The organism is Paenibacillus piri, from assembly GCF_004354045.1.
Lineage (GTDB): Bacteria > Bacillota > Bacilli > Paenibacillales > NBRC-103111 > Paenibacillus_S > Paenibacillus_S piri.
Window position 1 is genome coordinate 289,707 of sequence record NZ_SMRT01000007.1, and the last position, 18,527, is coordinate 308,233.

General features: G+C 53.4%; 16 protein-coding genes and 1 other annotated feature. Of the genes, 2 read left to right on the forward strand and 14 right to left on the reverse strand.

The window, feature by feature from the left end; translation table 11 throughout:
* Positions 1-43 precede the first annotated feature (43 nt).
* The 3 genes from holA to E1757_RS16975 all read right to left on the reverse strand — a co-directional run bounded on the left by holA (position 44) and on the right by E1757_RS16975 (position 3,320).
* Complete coding sequence (holA, locus tag E1757_RS16965; RefSeq protein WP_133230179.1) at positions 44-1,063, reverse strand: DNA polymerase III subunit delta; 1,020 nt, start codon at positions 1,061-1,063, stop codon at positions 44-46.
* A gap of 288 nt (positions 1,064-1,351) precedes the next feature.
* Positions 1,352-2,647 carry an anti-sigma factor family protein gene (locus E1757_RS16970; protein WP_133230181.1) on the reverse strand — a complete coding sequence of 432 codons (1,296 nt, stop codon included), beginning with the start codon at positions 2,645-2,647 and terminating at the stop codon, positions 1,352-1,354.
* A 115-nt stretch (positions 2,648-2,762) separates the two neighbouring features.
* Complete coding sequence (locus E1757_RS16975; RefSeq protein ID WP_133230183.1) at positions 2,763-3,320, reverse strand: RNA polymerase sigma factor; 558 nt, start codon at positions 3,318-3,320, stop codon at positions 2,763-2,765.
* Positions 3,321-3,674: 354 nt separating this feature from the next.
* Between E1757_RS16975 and E1757_RS16980 the strand changes: the two genes are divergently transcribed.
* On the forward strand, positions 3,675-4,817 hold the full coding sequence (locus E1757_RS16980) for a DUF2264 domain-containing protein (RefSeq protein WP_133230185.1): 1,143 nt from the start codon (positions 3,675-3,677) through the stop codon (positions 4,815-4,817).
* A 147-nt stretch (positions 4,818-4,964) separates the two neighbouring features.
* Here E1757_RS16980 and E1757_RS16985 read toward each other — a convergent pair whose 3' ends face one another.
* The 5 genes from E1757_RS16985 to E1757_RS17005 form a co-directional block, all read right to left on the reverse strand.
* Entirely contained in the window at positions 4,965-5,225 is a 261-nt protein-coding gene (locus E1757_RS16985) for a hypothetical protein (RefSeq protein WP_133230187.1), read from the reverse strand.
* Between the two features lie 9 nt (positions 5,226-5,234).
* The gene (locus tag E1757_RS16990) at positions 5,235-7,808 is read right to left on the reverse strand and encodes a ComEC/Rec2 family competence protein (protein ID WP_133230189.1); all 2,574 of its coding nucleotides are present in this window, start codon (positions 7,806-7,808) and stop codon (positions 5,235-5,237) included.
* A gap of 211 nt (positions 7,809-8,019) precedes the next feature.
* Positions 8,020-8,532 carry a deoxycytidylate deaminase gene (locus E1757_RS16995; protein WP_133230191.1) on the reverse strand — a complete coding sequence of 171 codons (513 nt, stop codon included), beginning with the start codon at positions 8,530-8,532 and terminating at the stop codon, positions 8,020-8,022.
* Between the two features lie 16 nt (positions 8,533-8,548).
* Positions 8,549-9,841: a homocysteine synthase gene (locus tag E1757_RS17000; protein ID WP_133230193.1), complete on the reverse strand. Its 1,293-nt coding sequence runs from the start codon at positions 9,839-9,841 to the stop codon at positions 8,549-8,551.
* 95 nt (positions 9,842-9,936) lie between these two features.
* Complete coding sequence (locus E1757_RS17005) at positions 9,937-10,662, reverse strand: ComEA family DNA-binding protein (RefSeq protein WP_246079232.1); 726 nt, start codon at positions 10,660-10,662, stop codon at positions 9,937-9,939.
* Between the two features lie 123 nt (positions 10,663-10,785).
* On the opposite strand from E1757_RS17005, the gene comER reads away from it, so the two are divergent.
* Positions 10,786-11,619 (forward strand): late competence protein ComER, encoded by an 834-nt coding sequence (gene comER, locus E1757_RS17010; RefSeq protein WP_133230195.1) that lies wholly within the window; start codon positions 10,786-10,788, stop codon positions 11,617-11,619.
* Between the two features lie 122 nt (positions 11,620-11,741).
* Here comER and leuS read toward each other — a convergent pair whose 3' ends face one another.
* From leuS to E1757_RS17040, 6 genes are all read right to left on the reverse strand, one after another.
* A complete protein-coding gene (gene leuS / locus E1757_RS17015; RefSeq protein ID WP_133230197.1) occupies positions 11,742-14,192 on the reverse strand; it encodes a leucine--tRNA ligase in 2,451 nt (816 codons plus the stop codon).
* Positions 14,193-14,562: 370 nt separating this feature from the next.
* Positions 14,563-14,821 (reverse strand) — a binding site (T-box leader).
* 317 nt (positions 14,822-15,138) lie between these two features.
* Positions 15,139-15,933 carry a class I SAM-dependent DNA methyltransferase gene (locus E1757_RS17020; RefSeq protein ID WP_133230199.1) on the reverse strand — a complete coding sequence of 265 codons (795 nt, stop codon included), beginning with the start codon at positions 15,931-15,933 and terminating at the stop codon, positions 15,139-15,141.
* Positions 15,934-16,118: 185 nt separating this feature from the next.
* Entirely contained in the window at positions 16,119-17,015 is an 897-nt protein-coding gene (locus E1757_RS17025) for a CvfB family protein (protein WP_133230201.1), read from the reverse strand.
* Positions 17,012-17,359 (reverse strand): ribosome silencing factor, encoded by a 348-nt coding sequence (gene rsfS / locus E1757_RS17030; RefSeq protein WP_133230203.1) that lies wholly within the window; start codon positions 17,357-17,359, stop codon positions 17,012-17,014. Before rsfS ends, E1757_RS17025 begins: the two co-directional genes overlap by 4 nt.
* Positions 17,360-17,944, reverse strand: coding sequence for a bis(5'-nucleosyl)-tetraphosphatase (symmetrical) YqeK (yqeK, locus tag E1757_RS17035; RefSeq protein WP_133230205.1), 585 nt, complete (start codon positions 17,942-17,944; stop codon positions 17,360-17,362).
* On the reverse strand, positions 17,934-18,521 hold the full coding sequence (locus E1757_RS17040; protein WP_133230207.1) for a nicotinate-nucleotide adenylyltransferase: 588 nt from the start codon (positions 18,519-18,521) through the stop codon (positions 17,934-17,936). The genes yqeK and E1757_RS17040 overlap by 11 nt, the downstream gene beginning before the upstream one ends.
* Positions 18,522-18,527 lie beyond the last annotated feature (6 nt).

Sequence of the window (18,527 nt, forward strand, 5' to 3'; positions counted from 1 at the left end):
GTTTTTTTGCGTTTTGGGCGCTTGCGTCTGTCACCGCAAGCGATCAGGCGATCAGGCGCAGCAAAAACATTTCAAGCCCCAGCACCTTGTCCACTTTCCCGCTTTTCATTTCATAATCCAGATCGGCCAGCTGACTTAATATATCGGCCAGCCGCTTCAGTTCGAACCGGTTGGATTGTCCGGAAGCGACTTTGACGGCAAACGGATGAAGACCAAGCTGCGATGCCATCTGTTGTTGGGAATACCCCTGCTGCTGCAGATCTTTCACTTGGAACATGATGCGGAATTGCCGGGCGATCAGCGCCATAATTTTGATCGGTTCTTCCTTGCGCCGCAGCAGCTCGGACAGCATGGTAAAAGCTTTCTCCAGCTGAAGCTGCACAATATGCTCGATCAAGACAAAAATATTTTGCTCGATGCTCCGGGTTACAAGCTGATCCAGCGCTTCCTCGGTAATGACGCCTCCGCGGCCCGCGTATAACGCGCATTTTTCCAGCTCGCTGGAAAGTGCCTGCAGGCCGGTGCCCGTGTACATAATAAACTTCTCTTCGACGCCCGGGGCAAACGAAAAATCCGCCCGCTCCGCCATCTGCCTGACCCATTGGGTCAGCTCTTCCGCCGACAATGCCGCGCATGGCACCAGGCAATCCGATTCCTTCAGCGTTTTGACGATTTTTTTCCGTTCATCGAGCTTATCCGCACTAACGGTCAGCAGCAGTACCGTAAATTCAGCCGGGGATTTCATATAATCGGTCAGCAGCTCCAGCTTGTGCTCCACTTTGCCGCTGTCTTTGGCTCCCGTCAAAAACGCAGCGTTCGCAGCGATGACGAGCTTCTTCGGCACCATGAAGGGCAGGGTCTCCGCTTCTTCGATGACTGTGTCGATCGGCGTTTCCGACAAATCGTACTTGGATACCGCGAATGGCCTATGTTCAGGATCGATGAGCTTGTCCGTCAGCTTGCGGATCAGTTCCTGAATTAAATAAGATTCCGTTCCGTAACATATGTAAATCGGGGCAAACTGCCCTTTGGAAATTTGCTTTACAGCGGATTTATAGTCCATTTCCCCTGACTCACCTTTCAACCCCCGCGTTCTATCCGCGGTTCATTTCTTTTATGTTAAACCAAAAACACGGAAGTGGCAATTCAGGGATCAACAACAAAAGGATTACGCTAAAACCTCGCGGTTCTATCGTAATCCCTTTGTACGATACCCCATCTATATAAACACATGGGGAGGGGCTCTAGAAACCCGCCCTCACGCGGTCATACGACGAAATTCGTTGATGAAACGTAATTTATCATACGTGAATGCCGCAACAAATGTGACTCGCTATCGGTAAAATAACACCTATTTTTTTACTTCGGTTTTATCCTTTACATGAATGACATAAACGGTTGTTTCGGAGCCGTTTTTCAACTCGTACGAGAACTGGTTGTCGGACTCCCACTTTACCAGCACGATCGAATCCGCGTTCGCCGCCTTATTCGCCGATGTGAATACAGTCGCTCCCTGCTTGTCGGTAATGATCACATGCAGGTCGCTGGACACCGATGCGCTGTAGCTTCCGTCCGGGGAAGCCAGTACATGCGGAGCCGCGCTTTGGATGCTGCTGATCCCCATGCTCTCGGCTTTTTGCTTCGCATCCGGGGCGACCAGGGCCGGGGCTTGCTGCGTCGGCGCTATTTTCAATGACTTATCCGGCGCAGCGGATTGCGGCGGGCTCTTCCTCTCGGCTGAAGACGGCTCCTCGGGTACGACTGAACTGCCGCCATACATCGACGGCGCGCCAGGTGGCGGAACCGATTTATCTTGATCGGCAGACCCCTGATTGCCCGCTGCCTGCGGAATGGTATCGCCCGCTGCAATGCTTTTTTTGGACGCCGCGGGATCAGGTTTGTCCGATTGCGCAGCGGGTGCGTCTGCCTTGGGCGCACTGCCTTCCTTGCCCTCTTTCGACGCTTGCGGCGAAACGGCCGAATCTTTCGTCGGCTCAGGAGACGCAGTGCTGACGCTTTGTGAAGACTTCGCTGCGCCTGCCTCATTGGCGTGAGGGACCGATTCCGATTTGGCGGCAGCCGAATCTTTATGAACGGCGCCGGTATCCGCAGCCGGAGCTCCGCCTCCGGTCTGCTTGCCGTCAGCCGACTTCGGGTTCGGCGCAGATACGCTGAGCGGAGCAATCAGCCCGTCGGCATTTTTCATTCCGTTCTGCTGCTGCTGTTGAAAGATGAAAAAACCAAGCACGAGTCCCGCTGCGACGACCCCGCCGACGATTCGGGTTGAGACCAGACCGCGCGGACGGCGGCGGCCCGCCGATGCACCGTCTTCCCGTGCTGCTCTATCCGCCAGCTTCTTCGCATCCGTTACGAGAGGAGCCGCGGCAGGTGTGACAGCTACAGCCGTGTCTGTCGGCATCCCCAAGTCGATCTGCTGCAGCTTGGGCAATATTGAATCCACTATACTATAGGCCGGAGTGACCTTCGGCAGCTGTTCCAATTCATGAGACAGCGCCACGAGCCGTTCAAACAGCTCTGTGCAAACCGGGCATTGCTGCATATGTCCAAGCATCCGATTATATTCCATTTCATCGAGATCCTGATCGAGGTATCTCTGCATGAGTTCGATCACCTCTTGACACTTCATCCCCGCACACTACCTTTCTGATCGATTCACAACTGATATTTTACAATAACGAAGCATGTGACAAGAATCCCCTAAAGCCGCTCCATGCGTACAGATTAAACGCAAGTCCCGCCGTTTATCCGCGGATAACGTCGCTTCGGGTCTTTTTGTAATCGTGCAATAACGTTTGTAACTGCTGCCTTGCCCTGAATAAATAAGACTTGACGGTGTTGATGGGCAAATCCAACGATTCGGCAATCTCGCTGTAGGAAAAGTCCTGCAAATAGCGCAGCACAACGACCGATCGATGATGTTCCGGCAGCTTATCAATCGCCTCTCTAATATCTTGGGCAATATACGCGGACATAACCTCATCTTCTACTGTCTTATTCGCAGTAAAATTCAACTCATGCTGTTCTATCGAAACGGTGGGCTTGGTCCGGCGGAATTTATCAATACATAGATTGGTTACAATCCGCTGCACCCACGTTTTAAACTGAGCCTTTTCTTCATAGGAATTGATTTTACTGTAAATCCGTATTAACGCTTCCTGTGCGGCATCCATAGCGTCCTGCTCATTGCCCAGAATGTAATAAGCAGTTCGATACACATGATTTTCAATTTCACGCAGTAGGGTAATTAGAGCGTCGCGATCGCCCGATTGGGCAGCCTTTATAAGTTCTGGCGCTACCACTGGGATCCCCCTCTCTTGCAACCTTATAAACGAAATTCGATTCCATAATGTTGCACTCTTTATTTAACTCTATCTTTTTTCCAGTCTACCGATGTTTGTGCAAGTTTCTTACGTAAGCATTCAGGGTTAAAAGAACGCAAAGATTCCGATACTATCAAGGATATCAAATTTTTGATAGAAGGTACATACGAGGAGCATTTTGGCAAAATGGGGACTTCCAGCCCGACAGCGCACCCGGGAAGCCATTTTACACAAATATAATTGTCAAGTTCGCTAGTGACCCTTATCTCGTTTTGTTATAAAATGGTCAAAAGAAGAAAAATATTGTCGAAATTACTCAGGAGGGAAACTTGCATGCCGCAAGCTACAGAGGACCGTATTTATTGGATTGATACTTTAAGCCGAATTGCTCAGCCTGTACTCCACCATCTCGCGAACCGCAGCCTGAAGCAAACGATGCCGATTGAAAAAAAAATGGATGACCGACATCTGTTTACGCATTTGGAAGCGCTGGGCCGGCTGCTTACCGGCATGGCGCCCTGGCTTGAAGCAGGGAGCCGCGACGGCGAAGAAGGACGGCTGCGCGAGCATTACGCCAATTGGGCGCGTCAAGCAGTGGATGCGGGAACCGATCCGGCCTCGGCCGATTTTATGAATTTCTCGGAAGGCTACCAGCCGATCGTTGATGCCGCCTTCTTATCCCACGCAATTCTCCGTGCTCCCCATGAATTGTGGGACAAGCTGGGGCCGCGCGTTCAGCGCAATGTGATTGAAGCATTGAAAGCAACGCGCACTCGCAAGCCTCACTTCAACAATTGGCTGCTGTTTGCCGCGATGATTGAAACCGTTTTATACCGTGCCGGCGCCGACTGGGACCGGATGCGGGTTGACTACGCGCTCAGACAGCATGAGCTGTGGTACAAGGGCGACGGCGTCTATGGCGACGGACCGGATTTCCACGCCGATTATTACAACAGCTTCGTTATTCAACCTATGCTCGTCGACATATTGGATACGATTGGCCATGAAGATCCCGCTTGGTCGGCCATGAAAGAGAAAGCGGTCCAGCGCGCCCAGCGGCATGCCGTCCAACAGGAGCGCCTGATTTCGCCGGAGGGCACCTTCCCCGCTGTCGGCCGTTCGCTCGCTTACCGGTTCGGCGCATTTCAGCTGCTGAGCCAGATGGCGCTGCAGCATCGCCTCGATGCATCGCTTGAGCCGGCACAAGTACGCTGCGCGCTGACCGCCGTTATACGGCGAATGATCGAGGCGCCAGGCACGTTCGACGAGAACGGTTGGCTCACGATCGGGTTTTGCGGTCACCAGCCGGAAATCGGCGAAACGTATATTTCGACAGGCAGCCTATATTTATGCTCGGCCGTATTTTTGCCGCTCGGTTTGTCGGCAGACGATCCGTTCTGGCAAGGTAAAGCTGCCTGGACGTCCCAAAAAGCATGGAGCGGCGACAGCTTTCCTATTGACAAAGCGTTATATTGAAGCAGCTTCGACCGAACATAATATAAAAGGCGGTACAGCCATGAAGCTTGCATGCTCATGTCGGTACCGCCTTACTTGCGTTAAACCTTATGCAAATTTAAGCCACGCTTATGTCAAAGCAGCATGTGGTCGAAGCCATCATGCCGCTTAAGCGGGATAGCTCCATCTACCCTGCCCGAGCTTAGCTCTTGCCTGCAGATCGCAGCGGCTGGAGCCCGGGGGGCGGCTTCTTATTTTCCGATATGAATATCCCCGGTAAATGACGCAAATGCCGGCGGCATCAGGCTCAGTACGATGATCGATGCCTACAATCCACGTGCTGTGCACAAGCGGCGGCAGTCCGGTTTCGACCCGGCCGCTGAACCTCTTAAAATCAGATGAATCATGCCCGTTGTAAGGGATGTTCATGTATCCGATTCATCTTCCGGTACTGTCTGTGAGCTTTGTCCGCAGCCGGATATTGCCCCCTTTTACTTTCATCTGCACCTCCCCGTGCTTATCAGTACGTAAAATGCTGACATTCCGCTCCTCCAGACGTCCAAGCACTAGCGGATTCGGGTGTCCGTAGCTATTGTGCACGCCTGCGCTAATGACTGCCATGCGAGGCTTCCAGGCGTCCAGCCACAAGACGCCCGTCGATGTTTTGCTGCCGTGATGCGCCACCTTCAACACATCGATGGTTGGCAAGGTTGTTGTTGTCCCACCGGCGGCATTTACCGCTTCCAATCGGGTCAGAACGTCGTTCTCGGAAGCCTGGTCCATATCGCCGGTGAACAGCCATCGGGTGCCTGACATCTCCATGTAAATTACGACCGACTCCCCATTCTGATTTTTTTCCAGCCGCAAGCCGGCATGATCTTCCGGGGGAGCGGGTGCCAATATGTGCAGCAGAGTTGCGCCGTCCGGCTGAAGCGTATCCCCCGCATGCGCCTTCACCAACCGGACCTGTTTGTCCAGAGCGGTTTGGAACAGCTTTTCCGCACCGGGGCCCGGCTTGAAGGTTCCGTTGAACAAGAGGCGGCCGACCGGAATTTGTTCGATGACGGCCTGCAGCCCGCCGATATGATCCGTATCCTGATGCGTTACGATTAAATAGTCGATTCGCTGAATGCCGCGTTTTTTCAACAGCGGTACAAGCAGTTTGCGGCCAACCTCATACGGGTCTTTTCGCTGCTTCCATTCGTCGCCCGGCTTGCGGAACGAAACGGTACCGCCGCCGTCGATCAGAATAACGCTGCGGCTTAGCGGTGTCGTAATCAGAATGCTGTCGCCTTGCCCCACATCGATAAAATCCACTTCCCCGCCAAAATCCCGCAGCAAATCCGGCTTGTAGGCAAAGCCCAGCAGCACCAGCAGGGATAGTATGCTAAGCGTCAACCCGACGGCCGGTGCCGTACGTCCAGCCGCTCCAGAAGCCAAACCGGAAATCGGGTTGCTTCGAGCTGCCGGCGTCAGCATAGGTCTATCATTTTCCGTCCGTCGATCCTTTATCGCAAGCAGGAGCCAGCCCACCGCAGTCAGACTTGCATAGTAAGAGGCGATCCAACCGATTCCGGGACTCGGCCAAATCGTCTGGAAAACATCCCAACGGCTGGACACATCAACCACCGCGAATACCAAGTCGTTCACCCTGGCAATTAGCCATGCGGCGGCCTTGCCGACGGGAGCATATATGAGCCCGAGAATTAGGGAGGCGGTCCCGCCCGGCATCGATACCAAACTGAATACAGGCACCAGGAAAAAGTTGGCGGCGAGAGACAGCAACGAAAACTGATTAAAATAGTAAATCGATACCGGAAATGAGACCAGCTGGGCGACCAATGCGATGGAAACCGCATTTTTCCAAGCGGCCGATCGGATCGGCAGCAATCGGTTGACCGCCGGAACGCCAATAATCAGCCCTATCGTCACTAAAAAAGAAAGCTGAAAGCTCACATCGTGTATGTAGTACGGATCCCAAACCAGCATTCCGAAGCCGACGATCAGCACCGTATTCAGTCCGTCCTTCAATGCATGGCGATAGGCCGCATATAACGCAATCATCGCCATCAGGCCGGCTCTCACGATGGAAGGCGCCGCACCGGTCACGACGATATAAATGGGCATCATGGCCATTGCCGTGAGCAGATAAGCCTCTCTGGTGAAACCGAGCCGACGCATGAGCCATAACAGGCAGGCCAGAAAAATTCCGACATGCAGCCCCGACACTGCCAATATATGCGACAAGCCCAACTGTGAAAACTGTTGGAACTGCAGCGGATCCATGTCGCTCCTTACACCAACCAGCATACTTTTCATAAATCCCGCCTGATCGGCCGGAAAAATACGTTCAATCCCGCCGCCCAGCGTTTCCCGGAATTGATCGTTCCACCTGAGTACGGTATACCAATTCCAGGAACGGCTCCCGCCCACTTGTATCTGCTCCACGCCCTTCACATTCAACTGCCAATGAATATGCTTTAATCTCAGGTAAGCCCGATAATCGAAGCCGTCAAAATTTCGCGCTTCACCGGGCCGCTGAATAAGCCCCGATAGGCTCACCGCGTCTCCCCTCCGCCACGTGCGCGCCTGTTCCTGCTCCTCCTTTGTCAACAGCCTGACAGTGACGGCAATCGCCTCCCCGCCTTCGCCTTCCCGATCCGAGCGAATCGTAAACGCTGCCTTATCCCCATCGACATCGACCGTCGATACGATTAAGCCGGCGGTTTCGTAGTCGATTGCTTCCTGCTGTTCGCTCATACGCGTTGCAATCGGCAGCGCAGTCTGGTTGCCACGGTCATAATTCGCATAATATCCTGCCGCTATCCCGATCAGCAGGATACCGCAAACAACGGATCTTCCCGGCGCCCTCAGCAGCCACACTGCAGCTGCAGCCAAGGCCAGAAACAAGCTCGTATACAAGGACAGCCAGCTCCATTGCGTCCAACAGGCAAGCGCATAGCCGGCTGTCCACAGCAGCGCCGCCGCAACCGCGGGCCGATGTTTCAACATCTGCGTCCCCTCCTTCAAGGCAGCATATCTTTTCTTTAACAGCAAAAAAGAACCTCCCGACGCGAAATCAATGCGTCAAGAGGTTCTTCCCCGTTCATTCGCTTTTCTATTGTATACGAACGTGCCAGGCTTGTCAGAGGGCTTTCCCGGGAACCTGGCTGTATATAGCGGCAGCCTGATGTCGTCAATTCACAACTTAGCCGTTCGTCTCTTAATGCCGTACCTCCGAAATTGTTCCTGAAGGAGGCTCGTATGCTTCCAGCCGGCGAAACGTGATCCCTTTCTGTTGCATTAAGGTCTTTACTTTTTCGCTGTCCTTCGGATATGGCCTGTGGTAAACGATTTCCAGTATGCCGCTGTTGGCAAGCATATTGGCGCAGGTCCAGCATGGCTGATCCGTTACGTAGACCACGGAGCCTTCGCGATCCTTCGGATCGGTAAACAGCAGCAGGTTTTGCTCGGCATGAATAGTTCGGATACAGCGCTGCTTTTTGACGAGCTGTTCGGCCCCGTCGTTATCCGCAAGCTCAATTTCCTCAACCAGCATGCAGCCGGCTTCCGAACAATCGGGGACGCCCATAGGCGCGCCGTTATATGCGGCTCCGAGCAGCTTCTTCCCCTGCACCAGCACAGCTCCTACATGTCTGCGGCTGCAGCGCGAACGGGTTGAAGCCATATAAGCCATATCCAGAAAATAAGTGTCCCAATCTTTGCGGATGGTCATGACATATTGTCTCCGATTAGTTCTGGCTGGCTCGAATGGCCTGATCCAGATCATAGATAATGTCGTCAATCGACTCGGTGCCGATCGACAACCGGATCATGCCGGCCGAAACGCCGGCCGCGGACTGCTCCTGCTCGCTAAGCTGCTGATGCGTTGTGCTTGCAGGATGGATGATAAGCGACTTGGAGTCCCCCACATTGGCCAAATGCGAGAACAGCTTGACGCTATTGATCAGCTTGCGGCCGGCTTCGATGCCGCCCTTGATGTCAAAGGTCATGATGGCTCCTTGACCTTTCGGCATATAGGTTTGCGCCAGCTTGTAAGACGGATGGCTCGGCAGCCCGGCATAGCTCACTTGTTCAACCGCTTCGTGTGCCTCCAGAAATTGTGCGACTTTCAACGCATTGGAGCTGTGGCGCTCCATGCGCAAGTGCAGCGTCTCCAGACCTTGCAGCAGCTGGAAAGAGTTGAAAGGCGAGATCGCTGCGCCCATATCGCGAAGCAGTTGGACTCTCGCTTTGATTATGTATGCGATAGGGCCTACGGCTGCGGTATATACGACTCCATGGTAGCTCGGATCCGGCTCCGTCAAGCCCGGGAACTTGCCGCTGGCCGCCCAGTCAAACCGGCCTCCGTCTACAATGATGCCGCCGATCGACGTACCGTGGCCGCCGATAAACTTGGTTGCCGAATGAACGACGATATCCGCGCCGTGATCGATCGGCCGGCACAAGTAAGGGCTTGGGAACGTGTTGTCAACGATCAACGGAATTTTGTTCTCATGCGCAATCGCCGCAACGGCGGCGATATCAAGCACATCGCCTCTTGGATTGCCGACCGTTTCGGCATACAGCGCTTTCGTTTTCCCGGTGATCGCCTTGCGGAAATTTTCCGGATCGGACGGATCGACGAACGTTACCTTGATGCCGAGCTTCGACAGTGTGGTAGAAAATAAATTATAAGTACCTCCGTACAAGCTCGCTGCGGAAACAATCTCATCGCCCGCTCCGGCAATGTTCAATATGGCATATGTAATGGCTGCTTGTCCCGAAGCCGTTGCCAGCGCGGCCGGTCCCCCCTCGAGTGCGGCGACCCGCTTCTCGAATACATCGGTGGTCGGATTCATCAGGCGCGTATAAATATTGCCGAATTCCTTTAAAGCAAATAAATTGGCTGCATGTTCCGTATCGCGGAAGCCGTAAGAGGTCGTTTGATACAAAGGCACCGCGCGCGACATAGTTGTCGGGTCGATTTCCTGTCCGGCGTGGACGGCTAAAGTTTCCAAGCCAAGCTTGCGTTCGTTAGTCATTGAGCTGTTCCTCCCTTTAATGATCGATATTATAATGCTTTACATTCGCTTACATTCTCTCATATTTATTAGAAAAACAAAAGAGCCATACCGGATCACGAATCAATGTACAAATACGGTTTTATTTTGGCCAATACCTTGTCCCCGATTCCCTTTACATTCAGGAGCTGATCGACTGTTCGAAATCGGCCTCCCAGCTGCTCCCGGTACACAATGATGGCTTTCGCTTTGCTGTCGCCAATACCGGGAAGCGCGGTCAGCTGCTGCGCCGTCGCCTTGTTCAGATCGAAGGATCCGACGTTGGAGGAGGTTCCGCTCTTGCTGTCCGGCGCCGCATTCGACCGCTTGACCGTCTCGTTTCCCTGTTTTGCCGGCTCACTCCCCTGTTTGGATAACGCCTCCTCCTGCTTCGCTCCATTTTCCCTCTGCACCGCTGCGCCATTCTCCTGCTTGTCCGCTGCTTCCTCCTGTTTTTTTCCTTGCTCGGCAGCAGAGGGTTCTTTTTTTTCGGGTTCCATTTGCTCAACCGGCATGCTTCCATTACCGGTCTGCTGTCCGGTCTGCTGTCCGGTCTGCTGCCTTGTCTGCTGACCCGCCTGCTGCCCTTCTTTTCCTAATCCGGGCGCGGTCCCTGATTTGTTATGCCTTGCATCAGCTTGCTGAGCGAGCAGCCGGGTCATTTCCTCATCGGCGGACCGCCATTCGGAGGCGGCCTGTGACGAACGGTGCACCAACTCATAGCCCAACCAACCGATCAGCGCTATGACAGCCGCGACTATGGCAAACACAGTCTTGTTTCCCCAACGTTGCAAAAACAACATGATAAATTCCTCCTTTATTCCAAAGATTATGGTAATTATTTACCAATTGATTGAATATGGTTATATTCGCCCCGATCACATCATAGGGATTAAGAAGGTTTCACTTATTCAGGAGGGATGGCCATGAAAGTTGGATTCATTGGCACTGGAAGCATGGGCAGTATACTTATCGAAGCACTTATCCTATCCGGAGCTTTGAATCCGGAACAAATCGTGGCAACGAATCGGACCATCGAGAAAACGGAACGGTTGGCCGCGGCTTATCCAAAATTGCAAATCGCCCATTCGAATATAGATGTTGCACGCAGTTGTTCCATCATCTTTTTGTGCATTAAACCGGCTGAATACAAAACGGTCATCGACGATATTAAAGGCGAAGCCGGTCCGGAGTGCATTGTTGTATCCATCACGAGCCCGGTGATGGTCAAGCAGCTGGAGGGGCTGCTTAACAGCAAAATAGTAAAGGTTATTCCGAGTATCACCAATTATGTGTTCAGCGGCGCTACTCTTTGCGTATACGGCGAACGAATGGGTGAGGACGATATCGAACTGATTGAAAAGCTGCTTTCTCCAATTAGCGCACCGATCCGCATCGACGAACGGCATACCCGGATTTGCTCGGACCTGTCCAGCTGCGGCCCGGCTTTTTTAGCTTATTTTATTCAAAAATATATCGAAGTGGCGGTGCAGGAAACCGGCATTTCCAAAGATGACGCTACCCGGCTTGCCTGCGAGATGGCGCTAGGGACCGGGAAGCTGTTAACCGCAGGCGGCTTCACGCCCGAAGCATTGCAGGAAAGAGTAGCGGTCCCGGGCGGAATTACTGCCGAAGGGCTCCGCATAATGGAAAAAGAGCTGTGCGGATTGTTTAGTCAACTCATCCACACAACTCATGCCAAATACGAAGAAGATTTGGAAAAGGTAGAAAGCCGGTTTTTCGGCACGAGTGTCGACTAAAACGCAATGCTTTTACGTCTTTTCCGTATGAACCCGCCCTGCAGCGCCGCAGGGCGGTTGTTTTTGTTGTAAAGAATTTGGGTTTATATTTTGCTGTGCCGACTTTGGCTTATCCCGACGTATTATCCTGCAACAATATTGACCAGCTTGCCTTTTACGGCGATTACTTTCCGAACGGTTTTGCCCGACATCGCTTCCTGAACTTTGTCCAGGCCCAACGCCAGCTCCTGCAATGCCGCTTCATCGGCATCTTTGGATACAAGCGCGCGCTCTACGATTTTGCCGTTGACCTGCACGACGATCTCTACCTCGTTGTCCACCGTCCAAGCCTCTTCATAAACGGGCCATGCCGCATAAGTAACGGATTCGCTATGACCCAGCTTCTCCCACAGCTCCTCGGCGATATGCGGCGCGATCGGGGACAGCATTTGGACGAAGTTGGCCATGGCCGCTTTCGGCAAAATTTCTGTCTTGTACGCCTCGTTCACGAAAATCATCAGCTGGCTGATCGCCGTATTGAAGCGAAGAGCTTCGATATCCTCCGTAATTTTTTTGATCGTGCGGTGCCATGTTCGCTTGAAGCTGTCGCCAACGGCCGACTCGTCGTCGCTGATTTTGCCGTTCAATTGGCCGTCCTCGCCCACAAACAACCGCCAAACCCGTGCCAGGAAGCGGTACGTTCCTTCCACTCCGTTCACATTCCAAGGCTTCGTCGCTTCCAGCGGCCCCATGAACATTTCGTACATGCGCAAAGTATCCGCGCCGAATTCGTTAACGATAACGTCAGGATTAATGACATTGCCGCGGGACTTGCTCATTTTCTCGTTGTTTTCGCCCAAAATCATGCCCTGGTTGACCAGCTTGTAGAACGGCTCCTTCGTCGAAACTACACCCAGGTCGTATAACACCTTATGCCAGAAGCGCGCATACAGCAGATGAAGCACCGCATGCTCGGCGCCGCCGATATAAAGATCGACCGGCAGCCATTTCTTTTGCAGCTCCTGCGAGCACAGCTCGTCGTTGTTCTTCGGATCGATAAACCTCAAATAATACCAGCAGCTGCCCGCCCATTGCGGCATCGTATTCGTTTCGCGGCGCGCTTTCATGCCGGTTTCCGGGTCGACCGTTTCGACCCATTCGGTAACGTTGGCAAGCGGCGATTCGCCGGTGCCCGACGGTGCGATCTGATCGACATCCGGCAGAAGCAGAGGCAATTGATCCACAGGCACTGTCTTCATCATGCCGTCTTCCAGATGCAAAATCGGGATCGGCTCTCCCCAATACCGTTGACGGCTGAACAGCCAGTCGCGCAGCCGGTAGGTCACTTTGCCCTGCCCTTTACCGTTCGCTTCCAGCCATTCGATTATCGCGGCAATCGCCTGCTCGTTATTCATGCCGTTCAGCAGTCCCGAATTCACATGCACGCCGTCGCCCGCATACGCTTCCTTGGATACGTCCCCGCCCTGTACGACCTCGACGATGTCGATGCCGAACTGCTTGGCAAACTCCCAGTCCCGCTGATCATGCGCAGGAACGGCCATAATAGCGCCGGTGCCGTAGCCGGCCAGCACGTAATCCGCAACCCAGATCGGCGTGCTGGCGCCATTCACCGGATTGATCGCATAAGCGCCTATAAATACGCCGGTTTTCACCTTCGCCAGATCGGTACGCTCCAAATCGCTCTTGCGCGCCGCTTTCTCCTGGTATTCCTTCACGGCCGCTGCCTGCTCCGGCGTCGTGATCCGGTCGACAAGCTCGTGCTCGGGCGCAATGACGCAGTACGTCGCTCCGAACAGCGTATCCGGACGCGTCGTAAACACTTTCAGCCCTTCGCCTTGGGCGCCTTCGATGCCGAACGTCACTTCGGCTCCCTTCGACTTGCCGATCCAGTTGCGCTGCATATCTTTGATCGATTCCGACCAGTCGAGCTCCTCCAAATCTTCCAGCAGCCGTTCGGCATATTCCGTAATCCGCAGCACCCATTGCCGCATCGGCTTGCGGATGACCGGATGGCCACCGCGCTCGCTCAAACCGTCGATGACTTCTTCGTTGGCGAGCACAGTCCCTAATGCAGGGCACCAGTTGACCGGCACTTCATCGACATAAGCCAAGCCTTTGTTATACAGCTGGATAAAAATCCACTGCGTCCATTTGTAATAATCCGGATCGGTCGTGCTTATTTCGCGGTCCCAGTCGTAAGAGAAGCCGAGCGATTTGATTTGACGGCGGAAATTATCGATATTTTTGAACGTAATATCGCGCGGATGCTGGCCCGTATCGAGCGCATGCTGCTCAGCCGGCAGTCCGAACGCGTCCCAGCCCATAGGATGAAGCACATTGAACCCGCGCATTCTTTTAAAACGCGATACGATGTCCGTTGCCGTATAGCCTTCCGGATGGCCTACATGCAGACCTGCGCCGGACGGGTAAGGGAACATATCCAGCGCGTAAAACTTCGGCAAGCTGTCGTCATCGAGCACTTTAAACGTTTTGTTCCGCTCCCAATACGTCTGCCATTTCGGCTCGATTACAAGCGGGTTATAGCCCTGTTGTTCTTTTTGATCCTGTGTCATTTTCGGTTGTGCCTCCTTGTTCATCGACAATCTATCAAAAGCTGCCGTTCGCAGCTGCTTTCGGGAGAGCCCCCTATCCATAGGAAACTGCTTGCACATATTTCCTGTGCATTTAAGAAAACCTCTATCGAGGCCTATCCAAGATGAGCGACCGCGATTTAAATGTAGGTTTTCTTGCAATGATAGAAAGCTTCAGTTCCGCTGAAAACTTATACTTTCTGATATTATAAGAAACCCTCTATCGAGGCCTTTCAAGGATGAGCGACCGCGATTAAAATGTAGGTTTTCTTGCAATGATAGAAAGCTTCAGCTCCGCTGAAAACTTATACTTTCTATTATTATAAAAAAGCCTCTCATCGCTAGCGCAACGGCTAGGGACGAGAGGCATGCTTCCCGTGGTACCACCCTAGTTAACTGCAGGCATTCTTTGCCCGAGTTCACTCTTCCCCTTAACGCGGGGGATTCGATCAGGCTTGTGCTTTGCGTCCTGCGGGACATGGCCTGCGATGCAAAGCGTTTCACCCTCTGGCTCCAAGACGAGTTCACTCCTGCCAAGTACCAGCTCGCACCGAATCGCTGGCTCTCTGAACATTGGGGACAGAGCTACTGCTTCTTTTCACTGCCGTTAGTCATGATATAAAGCGATTATATGTAAAAACAGGCAACCATGTCAAGTATCCTTCTCTCACGATGGAAGCGTTAGGCCGCAAGCAGGCCCGTACGTCTTTCCTCCGGCTGTGGATTAATTTCGACCCAATCTGGAAAAGATGATGCTATAGCGGTTCAACCAAGCCGAAAGTTGAAGAGGTGTTCACATTGACAGGTTTCATAAACGGCGTCGCTCTGGCTCTGCCCTTATGGGGCATTATACTTGGGATTGTGCGTCTGATCGTTTCGCATTAAATGGCGCCGGATTGTTCCGATGCAGAACTTTCTATTTTATCGTTTACTTTAACGCCACAAAAAACGCCCGCCGCGTCGTCTCCGTCACAGGCTTCCACAAAAAGTCCGCATAGCATTCCGCTTCCCGAAAACCGGTCGCAAGCAGCCGCTTTTTCAGCCAGTCGATCGGGTAAGCCCGCTGGACGTGATATTCTTCGATCCGGCGAAACCGGTCCGCCGCCGTATCGTCCGAGCTGCCCTGAACGGCCGGCGTCTCCTTGGCGAAAATCGTCAGCGCATGTTCGATTTCGCCGCGCCCCGCATTCAGTTCACTTGTCCAAATATAAGCGATGTCCTCCTCGTTCAGAAAAAAAGGCTGCGCCGCGGCATAAGCTTCCAGTTGATACGGCGTATGAACGTCGAATACAAAAATGCCGCCGTCCTTCAATCCCGCATAAGCTTGAGCGAATGCTTGCGCCACATCTTCTTCCTCAAGCAAGTAATTGATGCAATCGCATAGCGAAACGGCCGCATCGACTGGACGCAGCAGCTCCCAATCGCGCAGATCCTGCTGCAGCCAGGTCACTCCCCCCGATCCGGGAAAAGCGCTCCGCCGCGCGGCTTCATCCGACTTGTCCCGCGCCACGGCGAGCATGTCCTCGGACAGATCGATCCCGAACACCTCGAAGCCCTGCTCCGCCAGCGGGATGGCTATACTGCCCGTACCGCAGCCCAAATCGGCAATCGATCGCGGCTGGCCGTACTTGTCCCAGCATTGTCGCAGAAATCCGAGCCATTCGTCGTAGGGCATATCCTCCATCAACCGGTCGTAATAAAATGCGAATTCATCATAAGCCAAAGCTTTCAGCAACCTTCCGGATTTTGATCTGCTTGCCGATTATGGCCGTTCGGCTTTTGGGGGACTTAAGTTGGGGGCGCCCCCAAAAGTAAGGTCAAGAGTTGCCTGCACTCTTGACGAAACCCGGTGGATACGGGTTAGCGGAATTCGCTTCGGAGCTTCACGTCACTCTTCGGAGCTTCACGTCACTCTTCGGAGCTTCCCTGCTCCTGCTTCAAGTGCGTCCAGCTGCCCTTTTGATAAACCAAGCCTTCCTTCATCAGCTTGCCAAGCGCTCGTTTAAATGCGGCTTTGCTGATCTGAAACCGTTGGCTGACCACATCCGCCGGCGTTTCGTCCGAATAAGGCATCGCGCCGTTCGGCCTGTCTCTCAGCACCGCCAATATCCGCTCCGAATCTTCATCGCGGCCGATATGCTTCGCGGCCCTCATCGAGCCGTTAACGTTGCCGTCTTCACGGATGAACGTAATCCGTATCTCTACTTCCTCGCCCAATCGGAGCAGCCGCGTCCGATCGGCGTCGTGGATCAATCCGATGACGCCGAACCCGACGATTCCTCCATCACACACGACGAACGTTCCCATTTGCAGTGGCTTATACACGCGGGCAAGCACCTTTTTGTTTTTCCAGCTTGCCGGCGCATCGAAGCAAAGCGGCTTCAGCTCCGCTTCTCCGGCCGTCTTGGCGACCAGCCGGCCTTGACGGTCGTGGTTCAGCACGACGAATACCTTGTCGCCTACCTGCGGCCGCAGCTCCTTAAGGTCAGGCTGCTCTTTAAACGGGAGCAGCAGGTTGCGGCCCAGGCCCATCTCCAGAAAGCAGCCGAATCTCGGGTGAACATCGACGACCTCCAGCAGCGCGACTTCTCCGAGCTCGATGAGCGGCTTGCGCATTGTTGCCGCCAGCCGGTCCTCCGTATCGTAGTACAGGAATACTTCCACCCGGTCGCCTACCTCAATTTCGCCGATTACCTCGCTGTAATGGAGCAGCACTTCCTGAACGCCATTCGTCACAAAGTAGCCGTTCGGCGAAACCTCCTTTGCCACTTGCAGCGCAACCCGCTTGCCCGCTTCAAGCCTCATACGTTCTCAACCACTTTCGCATCGGACCATAAGCGCTCAATATTGTAATATTCCCGGTCATCGCGGTGGAATACGTGCACGACGACGTCGCCTAAGTCGATAAGCACCCAGCGCGCCGTGTCCATACCTTCCAATCCGCGAACTCGAACGCCCTGCTCGTCGGCTTTTTTACGTACCTCAGCTGCGATCGCCTGCACCTGTGTCTCGGAATTTCCGTGGCAGATGATGAAATAATCGGCGATCAGGGAAATGCCTTGCAGATTCAAGGTAACGATGTTCATCGCTTTTTTGTCGTCAGCCGCGTCCACGATCAGAGCCATCAATTTATCCGGGGTTATACTCATTCAATTTCCTCCTTGGGATTGTTGTTTGATTTCCTCAATTAAGCCGTTTCGGGCCAATATCGTCAACGGATAAACCTTTTTACCCTTTTCCACCAAAAATAGAACCGTTCCGTCAAAAGCGGCAAGCAGCGCCTTCTCAACACTATGTTCGGCGATTTCACGAATATTATGCACTCCCGGAAAATCACGGCCCGGCTCGATATAATCGGCAAGACAAACCACTTTTTCCAGCATTGTCATCTTTTCGCGTCCGGTCGTATGATAGCGGATCGCGTCCAGCACTTCTTCGTCGTCAATGCCGTAATCCCTCCGGGCCACGAAAGCTCCCGCATGCGCATGCCAAATTTCTTTATCGTAGTCAAGCAGATCGGGCTGCAGGCCGTTTTTGCGGATAACGTCGCCTTGAGCCTGGACCGGCCAATATTTGACGACATCGTGCAGAATAGCGGCCACATAAGCTTTATCCGGATCGCAGCCGTAAGCCTTCGCCAATCGGACTGACGTCTCCATTACACCCAGCGTATGCTCCCAACGTTTAGCCGGCATCTGCGATTGCACCGCTTCAATTAAATGTTTAGGGTCCATAGCATCCGCTCTCCTCGATATATTCGTGTACGCGATCCGGCACCAGATGCCGAATCGTTCTGCCTTCGGATTTACGCTGCCGGATCGACGTTGACGAAAGCTCGATAAGAGGCATCGTGGCAAGCTCGACCGCATCGCGCAGCGATTCCGGCAGCTGCTCCATCCCGGGCGTGTATCCCGGACGCTGCAGACCGATAAACGAGATGAGCTTCGCCAGCTCGCCGATCTTATACCATTTGGGCAAAAACTGAACCATGTCGGCCCCGATTATATAATAAAAATGAATGCCGGGATATTCCTTGAGCAGCAGGCTTATCGTATCGAACGTGTAGGAAATGCCGCCTTTTTTCAATTCGAAATCGAACGGACGGAAATGGGGCTGCCCCTCAACCGCTCTGCAAACCATTTCCCATCTTTGTCCGCTGCTTGCCATGGTTGCTTGCTGTTTGTGGGGCGGAACGTTGGTCGGCATAAACCACACCTCGCTCAGCCCCGCCTGCTCGTAAGCGCACTGCGCCGCTATCATGTGGCCGATATGGATCGGATCAAAGGTCCCCCCCATGATTCCAACCTTCATCCTTGC